General features: G+C 70.7%; 12 protein-coding genes. 9 read left to right on the top strand and 3 right to left on the bottom strand.

Annotated features, from left to right (window positions below; translation table 11 throughout):
- The 4 genes from JHN63_RS31585 to fxsT form a co-directional block, all read left to right on the top strand.
- Positions 1-457, top strand: a 457-nt coding sequence (locus tag JHN63_RS31585; RefSeq protein ID WP_374222960.1) for an ATP-binding protein, incomplete at its 5' end; no start/stop codon positions are given.
- Between the two features lie 191 nt (positions 458-648).
- Positions 649-999, top strand: coding sequence for a trypco2 family protein (locus JHN63_RS31590; protein WP_200687064.1), 351 nt, complete (start codon positions 649-651; stop codon positions 997-999).
- Positions 1,000-1,003: 4 nt separating this feature from the next.
- Entirely contained in the window at positions 1,004-3,271 is a 2,268-nt protein-coding gene (locus JHN63_RS54395; RefSeq protein WP_200687066.1) for a hypothetical protein, read from the top strand.
- Between the two features lie 125 nt (positions 3,272-3,396).
- Entirely contained in the window at positions 3,397-5,895 is a 2,499-nt protein-coding gene (gene fxsT / locus JHN63_RS31600; RefSeq protein ID WP_200687068.1) for an FxSxx-COOH system tetratricopeptide repeat protein, read from the top strand.
- Here fxsT and JHN63_RS31605 read toward each other — a convergent pair whose 3' ends face one another.
- Complete coding sequence (locus JHN63_RS31605; RefSeq protein ID WP_200687070.1) at positions 5,896-7,629, bottom strand: HEXXH motif domain-containing protein; 1,734 nt, start codon at positions 7,627-7,629, stop codon at positions 5,896-5,898.
- Positions 7,630-7,669: 40 nt separating this feature from the next.
- Positions 7,670-7,843: a hypothetical protein gene (locus JHN63_RS31610; protein WP_200687072.1), complete on the bottom strand. Its 174-nt coding sequence runs from the start codon at positions 7,841-7,843 to the stop codon at positions 7,670-7,672.
- A 337-nt stretch (positions 7,844-8,180) separates the two neighbouring features.
- On the opposite strand from JHN63_RS31610, the gene JHN63_RS31615 reads away from it, so the two are divergent.
- The 4 genes from JHN63_RS31615 to JHN63_RS31630 all read left to right on the top strand — a co-directional run bounded on the left by JHN63_RS31615 (position 8,181) and on the right by JHN63_RS31630 (position 19,433).
- Positions 8,181-15,200, top strand: coding sequence for a DEAD/DEAH box helicase (locus JHN63_RS31615; protein WP_200687074.1), 7,020 nt, complete (start codon positions 8,181-8,183; stop codon positions 15,198-15,200).
- A gap of 92 nt (positions 15,201-15,292) precedes the next feature.
- A complete protein-coding gene (locus tag JHN63_RS31620; RefSeq protein WP_200687076.1) occupies positions 15,293-17,518 on the top strand; it encodes a UvrD-helicase domain-containing protein in 2,226 nt (741 codons plus the stop codon).
- 417 nt (positions 17,519-17,935) lie between these two features.
- Entirely contained in the window at positions 17,936-18,751 is an 816-nt protein-coding gene (locus JHN63_RS31625) for an SAM-dependent methyltransferase (protein ID WP_200687078.1), read from the top strand.
- Positions 18,752-18,893: 142 nt separating this feature from the next.
- Positions 18,894-19,433 carry a hypothetical protein gene (locus JHN63_RS31630; RefSeq protein WP_374222961.1) on the top strand — a complete coding sequence of 180 codons (540 nt, stop codon included), beginning with the start codon at positions 18,894-18,896 and terminating at the stop codon, positions 19,431-19,433.
- Positions 19,434-19,748: 315 nt separating this feature from the next.
- Here the strand turns inward: JHN63_RS31630 and JHN63_RS31635 are convergent, their stop codons facing one another.
- Positions 19,749-23,330, bottom strand: coding sequence for an AAA family ATPase (locus JHN63_RS31635; RefSeq protein WP_200687080.1), 3,582 nt, complete (start codon positions 23,328-23,330; stop codon positions 19,749-19,751).
- 166 nt (positions 23,331-23,496) lie between these two features.
- Between JHN63_RS31635 and JHN63_RS31640 the strand changes: the two genes are divergently transcribed.
- Positions 23,497-24,634 (top strand): glycosyltransferase family 4 protein (locus JHN63_RS31640; RefSeq protein ID WP_200687082.1); only part of this gene is annotated, 1,138 nt, incomplete at its 3' end.

The following is a 24,634-nucleotide window of genomic DNA, read 5'->3' on the forward strand; positions in this document are numbered from 1 at the left end:
CCCCACCACGCCCCCCACTCCCGACGTGCCACCGGCCACCCGCACGTTCGAGATGCGCTTCACCTCCACACCCCGAGGGGCCCGCCTCGCCCGCCGCCTGACAGCCGTTCGCCTGGACGCGTGGGGCATCCCGTACGGCACCGACCCGCACGACACCCTCGTACTGATCGTCGCCGAGCTCACCGCGAACGCCGTACGCCATGGCCACGTCCCCGGCCGGGACTTCCACCTCCGCGTGCACACCCTGGCGGACGCCGGCGGCCGTACCGTCCGCATCGAGGTCACCGACACCCGCGCCGAACGGCTGCCCCGACGCCCCACCACCGCTCCGGAGGCCGACGGCGCCGAGGAGAGCGGGCGCGGGCTGCTCCTCGTATCGCGGCTCGCGGCCCGCTGGGACTGGCACCCGCGTGCGGACGGGCCGGGCAAGACGGTGTGGGCGGAATACGGGCTCTGAGGCGCCCTTGTCTCCTTGTCCTCCGCCTGATCTCTCACGCGTCATGGGCGTGTCGTGTGGGTAAACCGATGGTAGGACTTTGTGTCGCGAACAGGCCACGCCGTGTCGGCCCGCATGAGACCTTGGCATACGCGCACGTGGTCCGCGCGGGTGTTTCGGAGGGGGACCGAATGGGGCGGAACTTGCAGCGGTTGACGCTGGCCGAGGCCATCGAGTCGTTGCGGACGGACCTGGAGGCCGCGCAGCGGCAAGGAGTGGGCAGGACCATCGGCTTCAGTGTCGAGGACATCAGCGTGGAGCTGGATGTCGAGGCCGAGCGGAGTGACAGCGCCGAAGGTGGCGTGGCCTGGTTTGTGACCGCCAAGGGCGGGCGGACGTGGACGCGGCGCAACGCCACCCGGCTGGTCGTTTCGCTCAAGCCGCGTGGCTCGATCAATGTGACGGACGGGGACGGACGGGCGCGCGACAGCGCTCCTCCCCGCAACAGTCCACCGCCTCAAGGCAGTTCGCTTCCGCATCACACTGACGGCTCGGCGCGGTGACACGGTGGCTGGAGCCCTTCCGCAGGAGCCGCCGGGGGGCGGTTCGGCGGACGACGAAGCCGATGGCACCCCGGACCGGCTGGTCGAGATCAGCCTGCGGGATTCCGGGGGACGGATAGTCGGGCACGGATCGGGGTGGCTGCTCGACGAGGATCTGGTACTGACCGCGGCGCATGTGGTGTGGCCCGCGGCTCGTCCGCACGGCGGTGAGGTGGTCATCGAGGTCCGGTGCGGAAACGTCCCGCCCTATCGGCCCTGGCACCGCTGCGAGATCGTATGGCTCGGGTCGGCCGGGCCGGGGTCCGCGGCGGGTTCGGTGGGGGCGGGTGGTGATTCCACCGATCCGGACGCCGCTCTGCTTGTCGTGACCGGTGCCGGGTGGCGGCCGCCCGACCCCCGGTTCCCGCCCCGGCTGGGCTCGCAGGGCACGGCCATCACCGAGTTCGAGATCTTCGGCTTCCCCGCGTTCCTGTACACCGAACAGCATGCCTACGACGTCCATCAGAGCGGGGGACGGCTGCGGCCCGCCAACCTCAGCCGGTCGGAGATGCGGACCGTCGAGGTCAGCGCCGAGGACACGCCCCCGAGTCCGGCGGGCTGGCAGGGCATCTCGGGTGCCGCCGTGCTCATCGAGGAGCAGCGGGCGGTGATCGGAGTCGTGGTCGGGAGCGATCAAGGCGACGTCCGTCGGCTCAGCGTCCTTCCGGTGACCCGGCTGACCTCGGATCCCGGGTTCCAGCGGCACTGGCGGGAGCACCGGCAGGGCGCGGCCCACAATCGGCGCAAGGTGCTCGCCGCTGTCCGGCTGCGGCTGGAGCGGGCCGAACCGCTGGAGACCGAGGACTCCCGGCGTGCGCTGCTGGCCCGGCTGCTGCCGGACATGGTTCAGGATCCCGAGATCGTCTTTCTGGACCACGGATCCGTCCTCGCCGCGCTGGTCGACCGGCTCGCCCCGCGTCCCGACGGCTTCACCATCCTGGCCTCCGCCTATGCCGAGGCGTATCAGGAGGACGAGGCGACCATCGGCGAACTGTGTTTCCTGGCCGAGGAGTTCCGCGCCCTGGACGTCATGGGAGCCGAGATCTGGCTCGGACTGCGTGACGCCCTGCGGAAACTGGTGCAGGACGACCTGAACGGCGTGCCCGTGCCCTCGTTCTACGCCCAGGCGGTCGAAGGCAGGGCGGACACGTCGCTGCCGGCCCGCTGCGACGAGCCCTGGAAAGCGTTCGTACGTCTGCTGTGCGTGGGCACGGACACCGAGCAACTGCGCTTTCTGGAACTGCTCGCCAGCGCGGTGGGCGGTTCGACCGCCGACACCGTGCGGCAGTACAACCGGCGGTGGGCGGTCCAACTGGACATCAACAGGCGGGACATGGCCGGACAGGAAGGAGAAGGCGTTGATCCGAGGGTCGCGGCGAGCGGTGAGTACGGCGGCCATGCCCACCAAGTGGACCAGCTTCGGCGTCGGTTGATCAGCGCTCCCGTACAACGACCCACCTCTGCGCGCCTGTTGGTCGAGCTGACTCCGGATCCGAACAGTGATCCGGACCGCTGGACGGTGTCGTTCTACTTCCAGTGCCGGCCGCGGCCCAGTGCCTGGCGGCGGTTGCCGATGCCGCTCGCCGAACGGGTCATACCGCTCAATCAGTTGCTCGAACGGGTCGAGTCGGCCCGCCGCACCCTGCGGGAGGTGTACGGGGTGCTCGACGGCCGGATCGAGATCGAGTACATCCTGCCGCTGGAACTCATCGATCACCCCGACCGGCTGATCGCCTCCGGCGGGCTGCCCCACGAGGCCGCCTCCTTCCCGCTGGTCGTGCACAGCCTGGACCGGTTGCAGAACCGGACGTGGCGCGCGGTGTGGCAGGAGCACTGGCGGCGCACCCGTCGGACATCGGGCGAACTGCTCTTCCAGGTGGCCGCGTTGGATCAGACCGACACGGTCGCGGCCGAACCCGTCGGGGGTGTGCTGCTGACCGAGAAGCCCGGCTCGGACATCGGCCGCCGTGAGGTCAGCCTGGCCCTGAGGCATGGCGTCCCGCTGGTGATGTGGCGTCACGATCCGCGCGCACAACCGGACTTCGCCGCCCTCCACAGACGCATCATGGCCGAAGGGCGTCTCGACGTACGGCACTTGGGACAGGACGATGGCGACGGTCCCGCATCCGGTGGATCCGGTGGATCCGGCGGATCTCTCTGGAACCGTCATTTCGTCGTCATCTTCGACACCCCGGAGAACCTGCCCGGCCTCGTCTACGGCGAGGCGCCATGACACCGCGGGGGGACCCCATGTCCAGCGCCACCGACTCCGGCACAGCCGAGCCGACGCGAGGTCCGGCGAAGTCTCCTGAACCGCCGAGCGTGCCAAGGCGTCAGCCGCAAGGGCCCTCCCCGGCGGTGTGGGAGAACGTCCCCCCACGCAACCCCAACTTCACCGGCCGCGAACGGCTCCTCGACGAGCTCGCCGAACGACTGACCGCCGACCTCCACCCCACGGCGGTCCTCCCCGAGGCGATGTACGGGCTCGGCGGCATCGGCAAGTCCCAGCTCGCCATCGAGTACGTGTACCGGCACCAGACCGACTACGACCTGGTGTGCTGGGTGCCCAGCGAGCACACACCCGGCATCGTCAACGTCCTCTCGCACCTGGCCGGCCGACTCGACATCGATGCGGAGGGCGACGCCAGCGCCACCGTGACCCAGGCGCTGGACGCGCTGCGCCGCGGAGTGCCGTACACCCGCTGGCTGTTGGTCTTCGACAACGCGGAGAACGCGCAGAGCCTCGCGCCCTTCCTCCCGAACTCGCAGCACGGTGCCGTCCTGATCACTTCCCGCAACCCGCACTGGGAGGACATCGCCGGCTGCCTCGAAGTGAACGTCTTCGAACGGGCGGAGAGCGTCGCGCTGCTCAACAAGCGCGGCCCCCTGCTCAGTCCGGAGGACGCCGACCTGCTGGCCGAGGCCCTCGGTGACCTGCCGTTGGCGATCGAGCAGGCGGCGGCCTGGCGGGCACAGACCGGCATGCCCGCGCAGGAATATCTGCGGCTGTTCTACGAGAAGCGCAGCGACCTGCTCTTCGAGGGGGCGCCGAACCTGTACCCGGAGTCCGTCGCGACGGCGTGGAACGTCTCGCTCGACAGGATCGAGCACACCAACCCCGAAGCGCTCCATCTCCTCCAGGTATGTTCCTATTTCGCGCCCGAGCCGATTCCCCGCTCGCTGTTCTCCGGTGCCCACCACGGCACGATCTCACCGGAGTTGGATGCCGCGCTGGCCGACCCGATGCGGCTGGGCCGGGCGATCCGCGAGATCAAGCGGTTCTCACTGGCCCGTATCGACCCCCGCGACAACTCGCTCCAGATGCACCGGCTGGTGCAGACCGTGCTCTCGCAGCGGATGACGCCGTTGGAACGGGAGCGCATGCGGCTCGGCGCGCAGTCGCTGCTGGCGTCCGTCGACCCCCGCGACCCGGAGGCGAACGCGCAGTGGGACCGCTACTCGGAGCTGTACCCCCATGTCGTGGCCTCCGACGCCATCCACTCGACCGACCCGTGGGTCCGCGACCTGGTGTACAACACGGCGCGCTATCTTCAGCGCTTCGGCGACCACGAGAGCGCCCTCCAGTTCACCCGCGAGGCGCACCGGGCCGCCACCGAACTGTTCGGTGCCTCCGACGAGAAGACCCTGCAACTGGCCTTCTGGCTCGGCTGGATCCTGTTCAGCATGGGCCGCTACAACGAGGCCGCGGACATCAACGAGGCGACGCTGAACGCCCATGAGGCCCTCACCCCCTCGGGCCCGACCCGACCGGTCGACGCCAGGGAGAGCCAGCTGGACGCCATCGGCGCGGTCGCCGCGGACCTGCGGGTCAAAGGAGACTTCCGCAAGGCTCTGGAGCAGAGCCGACGTGTCTTCGACACCGCGACCGTGGCCTTCGGTGAGGACGACCCCTTCACCCTGAACGCCGCCCACAATCTGGGCGTGGCCCTGCGACTGGTCGGCAGCTTCCGGGAGGCGTACGAACTGGACCGCAACACCTGGGAGTTGAAACAGACGCTGCTCGGCGCCGAACACGAGCAGACCCTGCTGACCCGGGTGGGCCTGACCATCGACGAACGCGAACTCGGCCTCTACCAGCACGCCCGTAACCGCCAGGAGGAGGTCGTCAGCCAATACCTGCGCCACCTGCGGGAGGACAACCCGGCTGTGCTGCACGCCAACCGGGTGCTCGCGGTGGCCCGGCGGAAGGCGGGCGACCACGAGGCCGCTCTCGAACTGTCCGAGCGGGTCCTGACGGTGATGGAGGGGCGGTTCGGGAAGGAACACCCGGACGCCATCGCGGCCGCCCTGGGTCTGTCGGTGGACCTGCGCTACACCGAGCATCTGGACCGGGCCCGTGAACTCGCCGAAGCCTCCCTCGGCCACTACCAGCGCATCTTCGGCGAGCGGCACCCGCACACGGTGTCGGCCCAGGCCAATCTGGCGATCATCGACAGAATGGACGGCCGCTTCGATTCCGCCTACGCACTGGACCGTGACGCGCACACCACGCTGGTAGAGGGGCTCGGCGAACGGCACCCGCTGACCATGGTGGTGGCGACCAACCTGGCCAGCGATATGGCCGAACTCGGGCGTCACCAGGACGCGTTGGACCTTGGCACGACGACACTGGAGTACTCGACGGAAGTGCTCGGCGAGATGCATCCCTCGACGCTGAGCCTCGCCGCCAACCGGGCGTTGGACCTGCACGCGCTGGACCGCCACGAGGAGTGCGACGAGTTGCACGGCATCATCCTTGCCGAGCTGCGCGAACGCCTGGGCCCCGAGCACCCGGCGACGACCACCTTGGCGAACTGGGAGCGCGCCAACTGCTTCATCGACCCGCTGCCGCTGTGATCAGCGGGGGCTGCAAGCGATGGCCAGGCGCACGGGATCGGTGTCGGTGTCCTGGCTGAGCGCGGCGTGGACGGCCATCACGAACTCGGGTCGCCGCAGCAGGACTTCGGCCGCCGGATGGCCCTGGGCGCGGAGCGCCAGGCCCAGGCCCGACCAGGCGTCCGGGTCCGCACCGCCGACGTGCAGGATCCGGTCGGTGAAACGGGCGCGGGCGGTGTCGTGGTCGCCGGTCACGAGAGCGATGTCCTCCGGGCGGGCGCCCTCGACGGTCTCGGTGACCGTGCCGTCCATGAGCAGCCGACGCAGCAGCACCGCGCGGGTGTCCAGACCCCGTTGCGGTTTCGCCGGAACGAGGGTGCCCTCGGCTGAGGGCAGCACGACAGGGACGTCGCCTGCGGGGCTGTAGGAATGCGCGGCACGGGCCACTGCGTCGGTCGGCGGCTGTAGGTGGTGTGCCCGCCAGGTGGCCCGGTGATCGGCCGCGGCGAGCGCGGCCGCGTCCCGGGCTCTGGGGTCCACCACTTCGCCGCTCCAGGCCGTCAGGCATTGAGTCAGCTCGTCGACCAACTCCCGCCCCAGCGAGGAGAGACGCTGCGCCGGCCGGATCCCGTGCAGCGCCGCGAGAGTCTGCTCCCGCCAGAGCGCGTACTCGAACTCCGCCAGATCGCCGGGCAGTTGTCGCCGCCCTCGCCAGTAGCGGGTGACCCCGAAGAACGCGTAGACGCCCTGGAGGAGCCCGCCGAGCGGACGGGGATCGTCACGCCAAGGGGCGTAGAACCGCTCAGGGCCGCCGTCCTCATGCAACGTGAACAGGTGCATGAACGCGCCGAGTTTGTGGTGCTGGAACTCGTGCACGAGGGTGCAGGCGAACTGTTCGGCGTCGTCGGGTTCGGATGCGAGTACGGCACCGAAGGCGTCCCCGGAGGAAGCGCTGTGCGGCCGGTACCGCTCGGACCGGGGCCGGGGTACGACCGAGCGCAGTCCGGCGGCAGCGGCGCCCGCGGCTTCGGGGTCGTCGTGGTCCAGCAACTTCCAAGCCTCGGCGAAGAGTTCGCCCCAGCGGGCAGCCGTGGCCGGGTCGACGGGCTCGGGGGACCGAGGCTCACGCAGTCCTCGGTAGGGGTCGATGTCGTCCAGCAACAGGGTGTGGCCGTCGGCCCGCAGCTCACGCAGCCAGTGCCAGCCGTCCGCTCCCACGGCGACCGGGCCGACCTTCACGGTACCGGCGGTGGCGACTACGTCCACAGAGCCCCAGGGGCTCGCTGTCGCTCGGACCCGGGTGCCGCCGAGGCAGGGCAGCACGGCCCAGCCGTCACGGACCGGCACGCTGGTACGGAAGTCGAGGCCCGCGAGCGTGGCGGCGGAGGCGGCCACCGCGTGCAGGTAACCGGTCTCGGCCCAGAGGGGTGAGTCACCGGACGCCGTGCCGCGTACCCGGCGCAATGTGTGTGCGGCCCAGGTACCGACCGCCGGGTACAGCAGCAGCCGTTCGACTTCGGCGGGGGCGGTCCGCCAGGCGCGGGTCAGCAACCGCCAGCCGTCCTTGAGCGGGGGAAGCGGGCCTGTTACCGAAAGGCTCACGGCATCCTCGGTCGCGTCGGCCAGGGCCCGGAGCAGCAGGATCCGCCAACTGCGCTCGCCGTCGTTGAGCAGGGTGATGGCGTCCGGGCCGCCCTGGCCGTGCAGCAGCTGACGGTAGTCCGCTTGTCCCACGCGATGCTGCTGTGTCTCCACGCGTGTTCCCGCTGTTCCCGTCATCTCGACACCCGCCGGGTTATTCGTCGCGCTGCGGGTTGTAACCGCCCATGCTGCTCGCGGGATCGTCGATCCGTCTCAACAGTCGGCGCATCGACGCCTTCATGACTGGTGTGTCCACAGTGAGGATCTCCTCCGGACCGACAGCCCGAAGATCGGCCAGCTCCGTTTCGACACCGTTCTGCTCGCTCACACCGCACCCACATCTACGGGTCAGGCGGCGGTGCCGCCACAGTCGGGAGAACCTGGCCCGCCGCAGGGCCGGACAGTCCAAGGGCGGACTGCCGGGTCAGAATAGCGTGGCTCATGACGGAACAGAGCCGATTAACCGCGTCCCTGAACCCGACTTTGGAGCCCCGCCGGTGCGACGAGTTCCTGACCGGCCGCCCCACCCGCTCCGGTCGACTGATCGCCCGCCTGTACGGGCTCCGCGTGCGATCTCCCGGTGCACTGTCAGTGACTCCTCGTAGAGTGGAACGCGATCGATTCCGATCACGGGACGACACCAGGAGACGGGGGCCGGGCACGTCATGCGACCCACACTCGCGGCGCAGACACTGCGCGAAACGACGGTCGAGTATCTGACCACGACCTTCGCGCTGGCCGAGCCGGACACCCAGGAGGCCTTGGAGGTTTTCCTCACCGACCCGGCCGACGGGCTCTTCCGGGGACCGTATCTGCGGATCCGACGACCCTTCCGTCCCGCCGAGGACGGCTGGCAGCGGCATCTGGACTGGTATCCGGTCGACTTCCCGCCGCCCTACGCCCACCAGGCGGAGGCGTTCGGCCGGCTCAGCAGCAAGGACGGACACCTGCCCCAGCCGACGCTCGTCACCACCGGTACCGGGTCCGGTAAGACGGAGTCCTTCCTCATCCCCGTACTCGACCACTGTCGGCGCGCGCGGGAAGCGGGGAAGGCGGGCATCAAGGCGATCCTGCTGTATCCGATGAACGCGCTCGCCGGTGACCAGGCCGACCGTCTCGGTGACCAGCTGGAGGACGAGCGACTGCTCGCCGCCGGGGTCACGGCCGGGCTGTACATCGGTGAGGCGTCGGCTCGCGGGACCACGCCCTACAAGCGGGTCATGGTCGACCGGGCCGAGATCCGCCGCAATCCACCGGACATCCTGATCACCAACTACAAGATGCTGGACCTGCTGCTCCAGCGGCAGCAGGACGCCTCGCTGTGGCGGGACGCGGACCTCGCGTATGTCGTGATCGACGAGTTCCACACGTACGACGGCGCGCAGGGCACGGACGTAGCGATGCTGCTGCGGCGGCTCGCGGCCGTCGTGGGGGCGGCGGAGGAGGGGCGGCCACTCGGGTCCGTCTGTCCCGTGGCAACCTCCGCGACCCTCGGCTCCGGGAGCACGGCGGGCGGCCCCCGAGCCATGCTGAACGTCGCCTCTCAGGTGTTCGGTACACCCTTCCCCGACGACGCGGTGGTGGGGGAGGACCGGCGGGACATCGAGGAGTTCCTGTCCGGCGTCGATCATTCGTTGCCCGTGCCGTCGCCCGAGGAACTCGTCGCCCTGCCCGACCCCGCGCGGACACCGGACGGCATGGACGCCGTCGCCCGCGCGATCGTCGGGTGCGACACCGCCGATCCGCGCGAGCTGGGGCGACGGCTACTGGCCCATCCGCTCACGCACGCGTTGCTGCGCTCGAAGGACGCGCCCCTGACGGCCGGCGCGGCGCTCCAGGCGTTTCCCGACGCGTCGGCGTGGCGGGCGGCGGCCGAGCAGGATCCGGAGACCGCCGCCATCGCCCTGGCCCGGTTCGTAGCGCTCATCTCGGTGGCCCGCGACCCCAAGTCGCCCGCCGACAAGGAGCGGCCCCTGCTCCTCGTGGAGACGCACCTGTGGCTCCGGTCGCTTTCACGCGTGCTGCGGTTCGTCGCACCCCGGCCGGTGTTCTCCTGGTCGGACACCGACCAGGCCGCCCTAACCGGGACTGATGGCGCCGCCGGTGCGGAGCCCGCCCGTGCGGACGCCGAGCGACGGGCCTTGAGTGTGGCCGCACAGGTCGAGCGGCGGCGAGAGGTCCAGCGGTCCGGGCGGCTGCCCGCCGCCTACTGTCGGCACTGCGGGCGTTCCGGCTGGTCGGCGATCTGCCCCGACCGCAACCCGCAGAACCTGGTGCACGCACCGGACGAGATCTACAGCGCCAGTGTGACCGGCGGTGCCGCCAAGGGCCGGGTCCGTGCCATGATCGCCGCCACTCCGGCAGAGGCGGCCGAGCAGGCCCGCGCCATCCGCGCGCGCCGGGCGGCCCGCCGTGCCCGCCGGGGTGCCGCGCACGACGCGACCCTGTTGGTCCTGGAGGACAACGGCAAGGTGCTGCGCAGGCTCGACCCGGACGAGGTCCTGCTCGCCGGGGACCGGATCGCCCCGGCGCCGGAGAACGGCGTCTATGTGTGGACCTGGTTCGACAACCAGGAACAGAGCGACTACGCCAAGCAGGACCGCTGCCCGGCCTGCGGTCAGGCCCAGGGCATTCGCTTCCTCGGTGCCGGTGTCGCCCCGCTCGCCTCCGTCGTCGTCACCCAACTGTTCACCGGCGGCGAGCTGCCGAGCGAGGACGAGCACAAGCGCGACCGGCGCAAAACACTGATCTTCAACGACTCGGTGCAGGACGCGGCCCACCGAGCCGGATTCGTGGCCAGCCGTTCCTGGAAGTTCTCCCTGCGCTCTCTCATCCACGAGCAACTGACCGAACGCACCTCCGCCGAAACGGAGTTCGCCGCCGACGGCGTCCCGCTCAACGAATTGATCTCCTCCATGGTGGGCCGGGCCGCGATCCCCGGGCAGCGGCTTCTCGCCTCCGTCGTGCCGCCCGACCTGCACGACGTGGAAGGGGTCAAGCGGCTGCTCGACGGCAAGAAGCGCGTCCACGAGTCCACCTGGGAACTGGTCGGCGAACGCCTCGCCTTCAACACCCTGCTGGAGTTCGGCCTCTGGTCCCGCCTCGGCCGCACGCTGGAGCTCACCCGCACGGTCGCCGCCGAGGTCCACCTGCCCGCCCCCCAGGCGGCGGCGGACGCGGCGGAAGCCCTGTACCGCGTGCACATGGAGCGGCAGCGGGCCAGGCAACTGCCGTTGGCGGCGGGCGCGGAGGACGATGACAAGGCGACCGTGCCGGCCCAGGGCGGCCCGGAGCGATCGCGCTACTTCGAGGGCTACGTACGAGGCCTTCTCGAACACATCCGCCAGATCGGCGGCATCCACCACACCTGGCTGAACGAATTCATAGACGAGGAAGGCCGTAACCGGCACTGGGTCTCCACGGGCCGTGCCCCGGGCATGCCCTCCTTCGGCCACCGCCGTGACTTCGAGGCCCCGGCGTTCGTCCTCGTCGGCGCCGGCAGCGGACGTACCGACTTCGAACGGGTGGACACCAGGGACAGCTGGTACGCCGACTTCACCCGGCGCTGCCTCGACCTCGACCGGGAGACCGCGGGGGACTACCTGGCGGAACTCTTCCAGGAACTCGCCCGTGACGACATCGGCGCCCTGGCCCGACGGCGGACCAACCAGGCCGACAAGCAACAGGGGCACGGCGTGTACGGACTGACCCCGGGGCACATCCGGGTGCGCCCGCTCGACGACGCGCAGACGGCGCTCGCCGCTCTCACCTGCCCCGAATGCGGCTGGACCCAGACCGTGCCGCCCGAGCGGGCGTCCGTCTGGCAGGGCACGCACTGCCCGCTCAAGCGTTGCGAGGGCACCCTCGCCCGGCCCTCGGAGGAGGCGGGCGGGCGCGCGGCCCGCGACTACCGCTCCGACTACTACAGGCGGCTGTACCGGGAGGCCGAGCCGTACAGCGTCGTCGCGGCCGAGCACACCGGTGTCCTGGCACGCAAGGAGCGCGAGGAGGTCGAGAAGGGGTTCCGGCTCGGGCTGCGGCACACCGACCCCAACGTGCTCTCCTGTACCCCGACCCTCGAACTCGGCATCGACATCGGCCAGTTGGAGGCGGTCATCCTCGCCTCGCTGCCGCCGTCCACCGCGGGCTACGTCCAGCGCGTCGGCCGCGCGGGCCGCGCCACCGGCAACGCCTTCATGGTCACCCTGGCCGACACCAGCCCCCGTGCGCTGTACCACCTCGCCGAACCGCAGCACCTCATCGCGGGCCCCATCCTGCCCCCGGGCTGCTTCTTGTCCGCGGGGGAGCTGCTGTGCCGCCAGTACACCGCGTTCCTGATCGACCGGGCGGCCCGGGGCACTCTGCCGGGAGTGATTCCCCTGCCGGACCGGACGACCCAACTGGTAGGCCGTGAGGGGTGGTTGAAGACGTTCCGCGACGCGACGAAGGGACGCGTGGACCTCGCGGACGCGTTTCTGAGCCTGTTCCCCGAGATCGACGGAGTCCCTGGATCCGGGGTCTCTCGCGACGCTCGCAAGACGTTGCGACGCTATGCCGAGTACCGGCTGGCCGAGGAGCTGGACCGGGCCGCGGACGCCTGGGAGGAGGAGCGTGCCGCACTCGTCCGGCGCCGCGGCCTGATCAACGACGCGGCCGACTCACTCCAGGAGTCCGTGGACGACGAGGCCCGTGAGAAGCGCAACCTGAACCGTGAAGCGGCCGGCGTGTCCAAGATCCTTCAGAAGATGGCCCAGGCCAACGCCCAGGGATTCCTCGTAGAACACGGGCTGCTTCCCAACTACAGCCTCGTCGAGGACGGCGTACGGCTGGAGGCCCAGCTCAGCTACAAGCAGCCCGCGCGCAAGGCACGTCCGGCCGGGCGGGCGGCCGGTGCGGCGGACGCGGGCGAGACGCCCAAGGCCCGCTGGAGCAATGACCCGCGGACGTACGATCGGCCCGCCGAGGCCGCCCTCACCGAACTCGCCCCGGGCAACGCCTACTACGTCCGTGGGTACCGGCACGTCGTCGACGGCTTCGAACTCGGCCCGGTCTCCCAGGACTCGCCGGACGGTACGCCCGTCGGGCTCCGGACGTGGCGGGTGTGCAAGGAATGCGGTCACGTTCGTACCGGCGACCGTGCCGAGGAGGACACCGCACCGTGTCCGCGCTGCGCCGGCCCGGGAATCGGCGGGCGCACGTCCCTGTTCCGGGTGGTGGTCCCGCGCAAGGTCACCGCCCACGACAAGCGGGATGACGCACGCATCGTCGACGACCACGAAAGCCGCACGCGGACCCCGTACACCACCGTCACCGCCGTCGACATCGACCCGGCCGACATCAAGCAGACCTGGCGGCACCAGAAGACCACCTTCGGCGTGGACCACGTCCGCGAGGCGGTCATCCGTCGCTTCAACCTCGGCAAGAGCCGCCACGGCAGGCGCAACGACACCTACTTCGCCGGCACCGAAGTGGCCATCACCGGGTTCACCGTGTGCCCGCGGTGCGGCGGTGCCACCGACCGGGAGTCCGGTCAAGGGCCCGCTCAGGACACGCTCAGCCAGTCCCTGCTCGGTAGGGCCGAACTCGCGCATCACCGGCCGTGGTGCGTCACGCGGCGCCGCGACAAGCAGGCCAGGCCGGAGGACGTCCCGGTCATCACCGCCACCGAACATCGCACGGAGGCCCTGCGCATCCTGCTGCCGGCCGCCACGCTGAACGTCCCGGAACGCCTGGCCTCCTTCTCCGCCGCCCTCCACCTCGGCCTGGCCCTGCGCTACGGCGGCGACCCTGCCCATATCCGCTCCGCCCCCGCCACCGAGCCCGACCGCGAGAGCGAGCTCACCCGCAACTACCTCGTCCTCTACGACGCCCTGCCCGGCGGCACCGGCTATCTCCAGCGCCTCGTCGACCGCGAGGGGGAGGAGTTCCGGGCCGTACTGGCCGCCGCCCAGCGGGAGTTGCGGGACTGCCCCTGCAAGGGCACCCCGCGCCGCGCCTGCCACCGCTGTCTGCTGGGTTATGCCCCAGAGCGGGACTACAAGGACCTCGACCGGCAGGAAGCCCTGTGGATGCTGGACAGTCTGCTGGGCGCCGACGGCAGCAGCGGATGGGATGTCCGCAAGGACGCGGCCGACGCCGAACTCCGCTTCGCGGACCAGGCGGAGAGCGACCTGGAGCGGAGATTCATCGAATGCCTCGACCGGTGGCTCGCCATCCCGGGCAACGCGGCCGAGGCCGGCCATGCCTCGACACCCACCGGACGGGACGGTAAACAGTTTACCCTCACCCGGCCCGACGGCAGCCCCGTCCACTGGGAGGTCGTCGCCCAGAAGGACCTGCACGGCTACCGCACTCGCCCTGACCTGCTGTTCCGGCCGGTCGCCGGAGACACCACCAGTGACGGGGCCCCGCCGCTCCCCATCGCCGTCTACCTGGACGGATACCGCTGGCACGCCTCGTCCCGCACCAACAGGATCGCCGCCGATGCGGCCAAGCGGGCCCGGCTCCGCGCCGACGGGATACTCGTCTGGCAGATCACCTGGGACGACGTGGCGGTCTGGGACCGCACCCTGAAGGGCGAGGCGGCACGGGACCCGGACGCGCCGGCCGACCCGCTCGACGCCGTCATCGCGGGCCGCGCGGCCGACGCCGCCTGGCCACCGTACGACGTGACCTCGGTCGCGGGCCCCGGCGCGATGGTGCGCGAACAATGGCGGAGCGCACGGCGTGACCCCGCGGAGATCGACGCACTCCTGTTCGCCGGAGCGATCCCCTCGCTGCTCGGATTCCTGCGCGACCCCCGGCTGAACAAGTGGCAGCAACTGGCGACGCTCGCGGTCAGCGCGCCCGCCGCCCAGCGGAGGCGCGACCTGGTCGACGCGGACCCGGTCACGGCCGTCGGCTGGATCGAGGCCGCCCTGCGCGACGAGCCCGCCCCGGCCGTCTCGGGACACGGGCTCAAGCTGCTGTCCTTCCCGGACGGGTCGGGGCTGCCGCTCCTCCTTGCCGGAGCCCGGCGCCCAGACGGCAAGGGGCTGCGGTGGAGCGCCCTCGCCGTGCTCGACGACCGGACCGAGGCCGTCGAGGGCGACCGGGACGACCATCGCCGGCGGTGGAAGGCGTGGCTGTGCTGGGGCAACGTCATCCAGTTCCTCGACCCCACGGGCACTGGCCAGGCCGACGGCCTCGCCCTGGCCCGTACCACGCTCGACACCTTCGACGCGGCCCTGCTCGCCGCCACGGCCGGACCGGTCAGCGGACTGCTGGCCGCGTTGCGCGAGGAGGCTCAGGGAACAGGGCTGACCCTGCCCGAGGACAGTGCCCGGGGACAGGCGCCGGCACCCGAACAGGCGGACAGGATGACCCCGTTGGAGCGAACGGCCTGGGACCTTGTCCTTGGGGAACTGAAGAAATGGGGCGACCCCGAGGTCGCCGCACTCGGCGAGGCCCTGGCCGGTCGCGGAGACATCCCGGCGGGCCAGGCGAGTTGGGACGTCGAGGGCGTGTCACGCACGGTCGAACTCGCCTGGCCCGGCCGTAAGATCGGAATCGTCCTGGCGGAAGACGCCGAGGACGTGGAGTACATGGCCCAGTGCGCGGTGGCCGGCTGGCAGGTGCGCGCGCCGGAGGACTGGGACGTGGAGGAACTCGCCCGTCTGGTGGGCGAGGAAGGGGGCGCGGGATGAACCACGGGACGGGGGCAGGTAGGCCGGGGGGCCGGACCAGGACACGGGTCCAGGTCAACCGTCAGGCGTCCGGAGACGCCGAGCGCCGGGGCGTGGCCGTCTCGGACGCGGTAGTGGACTTCGTCCAGCGGCTTCGCGACAACCGGAAGAACCGGGCCCTGCGCCTGTCCTTCCTGCGCAAGGCGGGCGACAACGGGGACCTGTATCTCGCCCACCCGGACACGCACTGCATGGTGCTTCTCCTGTCGACCGACGGCGGCGACGAGATGCGCGTCCTCGCGGTGCGGGACGGAGCGCGGGCCCGAGACGAACTCGCCCGGCTCACCGTGGAGATCAACCCCGTCTCGGGCGCCGTCGAGGTCGTCGACCAGAGCGAGGTCAGCGAGAACGTCGTCGCTCTGCCGGACCGGGCCACCCCGCTCTTCGCCGCGTACGACGACCGGACCCTCATCGATCTCGGTGTGGTCCACTCACTGCTGCCGGCCATCCGCAAGGTCACCACGGACGAACAGTTCGCGAAGCTCCTCACCCACAACCTCCCCGAACTCACCCGCGATGTCCTGCTCGCCCTGCGCGACCATGCCGAACCCGAGGACGTACGGCGACACATCACCGACGAGTGGCGTGCCGACGACGACGTCAACACCCACGACTGGGCGCGGGCGGCCAAGCGTCCCGTCTCGCAGGCGGAGACCGACGACGATGCCGTCCTCGGCGCGCTGGGCCGTGGCTTCGACACCTGGCGGCTGTTCCTCCACCCCGAACAACGGCGGCTCGCCACCGGTGACTTCAAGGGATCGGCGAAGGTCACCGGAGGCCCCGGCACCGGCAAGACGGTCGTCGCCCTGCACCGCGTACGCCACCTCGTCGACCGGCTGCCCCCCGGTCACACCCGCCCGGTGCTGCTCACCACCTACAACACCAACCTCGCCCTGGATCTCAAGGAACGGCTGCGGCTGCTGGGCGGCGACGATCTGCTCCGCCGTGTCGACGTCAAATCCGTCGACGCGCTCGCCCGCGAGATCGTCCAGGAGTCCCGCCTGGACGTGGGACGGCCGCTCGACGACGACGCGGCCATGAACCTGTGGCACGCCGTGCGCACCGAGCTGAACTTGGTGCAGTACGACGCCGACTTCCTGGACAGCGAGTTCAAGCACGTGATCCTCGCGAACCGGTGCGGCTCGTGGGAGTCCTACCGGCGCGTTGGCCGGCCAGGACGGCCTCGTCTCGGCAACGCCCAGAAGCACGACGTCTGGCAGCTTGTGCAGGCCTACCGAGCTCACCTGGACACACCGCCGCGACGGACGACGTATGCGCTCATCGCCGACCAGGCGGCCGGACTCGAACAGCAGCGCATGGCCCGAGTCGAGGAACAGGCCCGCTACAAGAATGAACAGGGCGGCCGGGACCTCGTCCACCGGGAGGCGGGCAGCGGCATGTGGCTGAGGCCCCGCTACCAGCACGTCGTGGTCGACGAGGCACAGGACCTCTCCGCCTCGCACTGGCGCATGCTGCGCGCCATGGTCCGGAGAGGACCGAACGACATCTTCCTCGTCGGAGACGCCCACCAGCGCATCTACGGCAGCAGGGTCGTCCTCGGCCACCAGGGCATCGAAATCCGGGGCCGCGCCTCCCGCCGCCTCACCCTCAACTACCGCACCACCCGGCAGATCCTGGGCAGCGCCAACCGCCTGATCGAGGGAGCCCCCTTCGACGACCTCGACGCAGGCACCGACACCCTCGACGGCTACCGGTCGGTGCTGACCGGACTCGCCCCGCAGTTCTGGCGCGCACCCGACCGGCTGACCGAGATGCGCGCCGTCGCCACGCTGATCAAAGAGCGTCACGACAGCTACGGGACGCCGTACTCGGCGATGGCGGTCAGCGCACCCGACCGGGACTCCGTCCTGGCGTTCGCCAACGTATTCGTCAAGGAGTTCCACCTTCCGGCCGTGGAACTCGGCAAGGAAGGCGTGCGGTCCGATGCCGAGGCGGTTCGCATCGGAACGATGCACCGATTCAAGGGCCTCGAATTCCAGCGAGTGTTCCTGACGTCCGTCGGCGAGGGTCAGGTCCCCCACCAGCGGATTGAGCAGTACCGGGTCACGAATCCCGATCGCTACAAGCAGGAGGAGCAGAAGGCCCGTTCCCTGGTGTTCGTTGCCGCCACCCGCGCGCGCGACGAGCTCATCGTCACCTGGAGCGGCAGGGCCAGCCGCTTCCTCCCCGAGGGCGCGGACGAGGACGCCTACCGGGCCACGGATCTGTTCAGGCATGACGGCCCCCCCTCTGGGGCATCCGCTTTTGCTGTTGCCTGACGTCCAGACGCACCGTGACCTGTCGGCATTCAGGTCACGGAGGGTCCCATGGCGGCTATACAGGAAAACCGCGGATCACACCAGGGCGATGACGATCCGTCAGGAATTCCTGGGCGGCTTCCCGTTGCGGCGATTCCGGGACCACAGCATCCGGGTCCACAAGATCCGGCCTCGGCGGGTTCGGGCCAAGCAGAGAGCGATCGCCTCTTCAACCTGTCACAGCCGGTCCGATCCCGGAAAGCTTCAGGTCAGAAAGGTGCTCCCGGAATACCCGGCGTATGGCCAGGCTCGTCTGCCCCTGTGCAGCACACCACTCGCAACACCCGGACTAGCGCGCCGGACAAGGGAGTTGGGCCTAGGATGTGCCGCGAATAACCCCCATCGATCCCCGCCCCGCCCAAAGGACGTACCCGACTCATGAGCGACCCCGTGCCCACGCCCGAGCCGGCGGAGCAGCAGAAGATCGATACATCCGTGCCGCACTCCGCCCGCATCTGGAACTACTGGCTCGGCGGCAAGGACAACTACCCCGTCGACGAGGCGGCCGGTGACGCGTACACCGAGGTGTTTCCCGGGATCGTCACCATCGCTCGGTCCAGCCGAGGGTTCCTGCGGCGGAATATTGCCTATCTCGTCTCCGAGGCCGGCATCCGGCAGTTTCTCGACGTCGGTACCGGGCTTCCGACCGCGCAGAACACCCACCAGGTCGCGCAGGGGCTCGCTCCCGAGGCGCGGATCGTCTACGTCGACAACGATCCGATGGTGCTCGCCCACGCCCGTGCCCTGCTGTACTCCACCGCGGAGGGCGCGACCGCGTACATCGACGCCAACGTGACGGACCCGGACCGCATTCTCGAGGTCGCCGCCGAGACGCTGGACTTCGGTCGGCCCACCGCGCTCATCCTCAGCAACATCCTGGGGCATGTCGCCGACTACGAGCAGGCCCGTTCCATCGTCACCCGGCTGATGGCGGCCCTGCCCTCGGGCAGTTACCTCTCCATCAACGACGGGTCGCGCGGTATCGACCCCGTCTTCGAGCAGGCCCAGGACGCCTACAACAACAGCGGCGCCGTTCCGTACAACCTGCGTTCCATCGATGAGATCACCGCGTACTTCGACGGCCTGGAGTTCGTCGAGCCCGGTGTCGTCTCGGTGACGGAGTGGCGTCCGGAGGCCGGTTCGGGTGTCCCGGCGGTCATCGCCGAGCACGGTGGGCTTGCGCGTAAGCCGTAACGGCGGGAAGTCCTGTGGTTTTCGGGGTAGTTGGTGCTGGACGGGCCTCTGCGTCGCAATGGACTGTTCCGCCGCGCACAACCTTCCGGGAGGCCGCCGGTCTGAAAGGACACACACCTAGGCGAGCAACCGGGGGGTAGTCATGCGACGGATAGGTACTGCACTGGCCGCGATGATGCTGGCGGGCGGTGGGCTGTTGGCCGGCACGGTTCCGGCGGTGGCCGCGCCGGCGGCCGTGGACTGTGCCGTGACGTGGGGGAGCCTGGACAAGACCGGTGCCCCGGTCGCCAACCGGCGGCTGACCGACGTGCGGGTCGGGCAGCACGAGTGCTACGACCGGCTGGTCTTCGACGCCCAGGGCACGGGGGCCGACGCGATCGGCTACTCGGTCCGCTACGTCGACGTACTGCACCAGGACCCGAGCGACATCGTGGTTCCGATCAAGGGCGGCGCCATTCTGGAGATCTCGCTGTTCTCCTCGCGCTACGACCCGGCGACCGGACAGCCTTACCCGGCGCTGCCGTCCGTCGACGTCACCGGGTACCGGACCTTCCGCGAGTTCAAGGTCACGGGTGGCTCCGAGGGGTACACCCAGGCCGGACTGGGCGTCCGCGCCCGGCTGCCGTTCCGGGTCTTCCAGACGGCCAACCATCTTGTGGTGGACGTGGCGCACACCTGGTGACCGTGGCGAATACGACGTCCTCGACGGTCAGCCGGGAACGGACGTCGCCTTCCTCGTCCTCGGAGGTCCGGCTGAAGCCCGCGGAGACCTTGCCCTCGGAGGCGAGCACCCGGTGAGCGTTGGCCGACCCCGCTGTGCCCGTCAGGTGGTCGACCACTGCCTGGGCACCGGAGTCGGCCACAACGCCACTGCGCGGGCGGTGAGGGCTGACCGGCCCCGCGCGGGACGTGTTCCGCATCGAGCAGGCCTGCAGCTATAGCCAGTAGGTCCTGGCTGGGCTTGAGCAGGGCAGCCCCCGATGTCCGTCGGGGACGCTCAGTGGCGCAGCAGCGTGCGGATGCGGTTGGCCAGGTCGGGTGGGCAGTTCGGGGACTGGGCCAGGACGAGGGCGTGGTGCCCCGGGGTGCGGCGTTCATGGACGACGAAGGCTTCCGCGATCGCCCTCTTCATGCCGGGGCCCGCGGCCGGCCACAGCTCGTTGACCAGCCAGTCGGCGAACGGCGGGTGATGGTGGAGCACGGCGATCAGGAGGGTGACCACGTCGCGTTCGACTCGGTTGCCGATCTGGCGGGGGTCCCAGCCGGACAGGACGGGGCGAACCGACGCCGCCACCTCGGCGACCGGAAGGCTGTGCAGGGCGAGCCGGGTCACCGCGGCGCCCCAGCAGCCGAAGTCCGTGGCGAGTTCGTTCTGCGCGGTCGCTCCCAGTGGCACGGCGGAGCTCTCGGAGATCCGCAGGGCAGGGGCCGTGACCACATCGAGGATGCGGCGGCTCTCGTCCTGGGGGAGGGGCGCCACCCGGTTCATCCGCGCCAGCAGATCGACCAGGGTGGTCGGCAGATCCGTGCTCCGGCCGGAGGACACGGCCTGTTCGAGCCGGTGCCGTACGAGGACGGCGTCGGTGGAGGTCACGAGCGCGAGCGTGGGATCGGGCAGGAGGGTCTCGTCGGAGAGAGCCCGTGCGATCTCGGTGGCGGCCCCGGCATGCGGGGTGGCGAGCAGACCGAGGAACCAGCGCGCCTCGGAGACGTTCAGGGCGGCGTCCCGCTCCGCCGCGGACCGGCACAACGACCGCGCCGCCTCGCTGGCGCTGAGCTGCGCGGACCCGTGCACCACGGTCCGGCCCACCGACGCACGGGCCTGGTCGTCGAAGAGCGCGAGTCTTCCCTCCAGCGTGGCGCGGACCCGGGTGTTCTTCTGCGTGGCCGGCAGCAGCGCGTGCAGGGTCGGGGCGTGCCGCCGCAGGAACTCCAGGGGCGCCGTGTCGAACCACGTCTGGAGCGCGCTGTTCCTGGCGGTCTCCCACGTGGTGCCGCGGACCTGGTCGAGCCGGGTGAAACGGTCGAGGAGAGCGTCATGGACGTCGAGGTCCGCACCGGCGAGCTGGATGACGGCGGGCCAGACCCTGCGCGGCTCCACGGCCTCCGCGGCGACGAGGGTCGTGATGAGCCCTTCGCGAGCCGGCCTCTCCAGGGCCTTCGCGCACTGGGTGGCGAGCTTGGCGATGGAACCGACCATCGTGCGCGAGGGTTCACGGGGCAGTGCGGGCAGGCTCGCCACGATCGCGCCGGGATCTCGATCGGCGACGAAACGGGCGACGGCGAGCAGCCGTTCGCGCCGGACCGTCGAGACGTCGTACAGCAGGTCGTCCAGGAGCTCGGTGCGGACGAGCGGATCGTTGGCCAGTTCGACGACGAAGCGGATCTGGGCGCGTGGCCACCGGTCGGGCAGCTCGGCACCGAGGACGTCCTGCCATCGCTCCCACGCCCGGTCGTGCCGGACCTCCGCCGACTCCCACAACCGGCCGAGCAGTTCGGCCTGCTCCTCCTCGGACAGACCTGGCGGCAGCTCCGTCGCCAGGGCTACGGCCGCGAGCGTGCGCCACTGCTCAGGCGGCACGCCGATGCCCGTTCGGGCCCGGCGCAGAAACGTCCGCAGGATCTCCTCCTGCCCGAGGACGCCGAGTCTGGCGTAGCGGTCGAACAGCCCTTTCTCCAGGAGCGGGTCGGGTCCTCTGGAGAGAGTGCCGCTGATCAGGGCCTGTGGCAGGGGTACCCAGGTGGTGTGCGGCAAGTGGTGTTCGCCCTCCTCGCGGCGCCCCAGAATCGTCTCCAGGGCTGTCAGCAACAGGTTCCGCCGGAGCTGTGAGTCCGTCCGGGCGAGGAGCGACCCCACGGTCTGGGCGGCGAGTCCGGCCTGCTTGCTCTCGATGTCGTCGAGGAGGGGAACACTGATCTGGAGTGCGGCCTCCGCGCAGGTCTCCCGTGCGTCGCCGAGCAGGGGCAGCAGGGATTTCCGCAGCGTGAGGTCGTGTTCGCCGATCTGGGCGACCAGATCGAGGAGGGTGACCGGGTCCTCGCGGGCCAGCGCCGCGAGGACCTGGACATGAGCGCCTTGCGAGGTGAGCAGCGGTACGACGGCACGCAGTTCGGCGAAGCGCGCGTCGGTCGTGTGCGGCAGTTGGAGCAGGTGCCGTGCGACGGGCCAGAACGGTGAGTGGTGGTCGGCCAGCCGGCCGCCGAGATCCTCCAATTCCGCGGCGACGCTCTCCCGGGCGAGCAGGAGGGCGATCGCGAACTCGGCGTAGGTCTGGTGGAAGAACCCGACCCGTCCGCCCTGGAGTTGGAGGACGCCCTCGCTGAGCAGCGCGTCCACTTCGGGCGGCAGACGGGCGGCGGCCTCCTCAAGTGCCAGCCGGTCGGAGCTCGCCGCGAGCAGGGCCCTGGCCAGGGTGAGCGCGGCGGCCTCACGCGCTGCCGCGACGCTGGTGCGGCGGCCGTCGCGGTCGCGGGCGATGCGCCGTTCCCAGTAGGCGGAGTACAGGCCGGTGATGGTGAGGTCGGAGGGCATGCGGTCGTCCGTGCTGTAGAGGTCGCACGCCAGCGCGAGGCGCAGGGGGACCGCGCAGACCTGCTGGACGGTCGCCGCCGACACCACGTCCGAGAGGCGGTCGATGAAGCGCTCCCGCTCATGGTCGCTGCGGTCCAGGCTCCGTACGTAGTGGCCGGCCCACTGGAGGATCTCCTCCCGTCTCAGGACGGGCATCCGGACTGCCTCGCACGGCCGGTCGCCGAACCGAGCGCCGCGCAGCGGGTCGCCGATCAGGTCGTCGTACTCGCGGGTCCGACAGGTGACGATCAGCCGGGCGTGCTCGGCGACCTCTCCGAGCAGGTCCGTGAGTGCGGTGGCGGTGTCCTCGGTCAGCACCACGTCGAGGGTGTCGACGAGCACGTGGACCCCGCCGTAGAGCTCACCCAGTCGTTCCACGAAGGCGACCAGGCTCGCCTCGGGCAGCCCGGCGGCCGTCGCGAGCGCGCTGTCGGCGGACGCGGCCGTGGTCAGGTCGGTGTGGGACGGGATCCGGGCACAGGGGACGAGGACGACCGCGCCGGACCCGCGGCCCAGATGCCTGGCCAGTTCCGCGAGGAGAACACTCTTGCCGAGTCCGCCCTCCCCGATCAGGAGCAGGGGACGGCCGTCGCCCTCCTCCAGTTCCCGGGAGACGATCTCCAGGCGCGACATCGGCGGGAGCGCGAACACCTGGACCGAGGCGAGCCCCCGGTCGAGGTGCAGCCGTGCGGGCACCTCCGGTCCCGCCGGCGTGGCGAGGACCTGCGGCGGCAGCTCGTCCGCGAGCACCTTGCCCGCCTCCCGGCAGGCTTCCCGGTAGAGCCTGTCCCAGTCGACGTCGTGGAACCTGTCCGCGGGCAGTGTCGTCAGGACGGCGAGCATGTTCCGCCACGTGGGCTCGGCCTTCGGCAGGGTCTTGCCGCGGGCCACGTCGCTCCAGGTGCTGCTGGAGACCGGGCCCCGCTTCGCGATCAGGGGAAAGCTGCCGAACTCCGCGACGGCCTCGCCGATCTTCCCCTGGAAGAGCCGCCGCTTGTGGTCCGCCATCCGACCGGCCCCTTCTCACTGCGCCTTCGGGCTTCCGGCCCGGAAGACTTTCCGGAAGGCAAGCAAAGCATGTCCGCAGGCGGCGTGTTGTGCGCTTGTCCATCCGGGTGGCGGGCGCCCCGGAAGGGGGATGCCGGACGGCCGGGCGGCTTGTTCGGATACGGCCATGCCGATCGAGAAGAACGCACCCAAACTCCTTTCCTACGCCACCGAATGGCACTCCGGGGCGGGCGGGCTGAGCACCCTCAGCCGCGATCTGTGCCTCGCCCTCGCCCGTGCCGGAGCCTCGGTCCACTGCGTCGTCATCGAGGCGAACGAGGCCGAGACGCGGGAGGCCGCCGCCGAGGGGGTGCGATTGATCACCGCGGCCGGCGTCCCGGGCCACGACCCGAGGACCGGGCTGGTCCGCAAGCCCCCGCTGCCGCACGGCACCGTGCCGGATCTGGTGATCGGCCACGGCCGGATCACCGGGCCCGCGGCGCGCTGCTGCGTGGAGGACCACTTCCCGTCCGTCCCGCTCCTTCAGTTGGTGCATGTGGCGCCGGACGAACTGGAGCCCTGGCGTCCCGGCCGGGAGGACGACGCGGGACTTCGTGCCGACACCCGCACCGGCCTGGAACTGGACCTGGCGCGGGGTGCCACCTGGGCAGCCGCCGTCGGACCCCGGCTGCACCAGAGGCTCCTGCGGGACCTCTCGGTGTTCCCCGGGAGCGCTGAGCCGCTGCGTCTCGATCCCGGGTTCGACCGTGTCGGAGGTACGGCACGGCGGCCCACTCCGGGGAGCCCGCTCCAGGTGCTGCTCATGGGCCGGATGGAGGCCTGGCAGATCAAGGGCGTCGACCTCGGTGCCCGGGCCCTGGCGCACGCGTTGCGTCTTCGGGGCGACGCCGAACCCGAGGTCGAACTGCTGGTGCGCGGTGCCTCACCCGCGGGCTGCGACGCGCTGCGCGAGGCCGTCGTCGGCTGGGCGGACAATCCCGCGCTCCATGTCACCGTCCGGCCCTTCTCCGCCGAGTCCGAGCGGCTGGACCAGGATCTGGAGCGGGCCACGCTCGCGCTCATGCCGTCCCGGGCGGAGGGCTTCGGGCTGGTGGGGCTGGAAGCGGTCGTGGCCGGTACGCCGGTCCTGATCAGCGGCAGGAGCGGGCTCGGCGTCCTGCTGAAGGAGATCCTTCCCCCGGCCGAAGCCGCCCGCGCCGTCGTCCCTGTGACCCTGCACGACGCCGACGACGTGATGCGGTGGGGCCACCAGATCGCGGCGGTGCTGCGCGACCCGGCGGCGGCGTCGTGCAGGGTCACAGGGA

Source organism: Streptomyces sp. MBT65 (genome assembly GCF_016612545.1).
GTDB lineage: Bacteria > Actinomycetota > Actinomycetes > Streptomycetales > Streptomycetaceae > Streptomyces.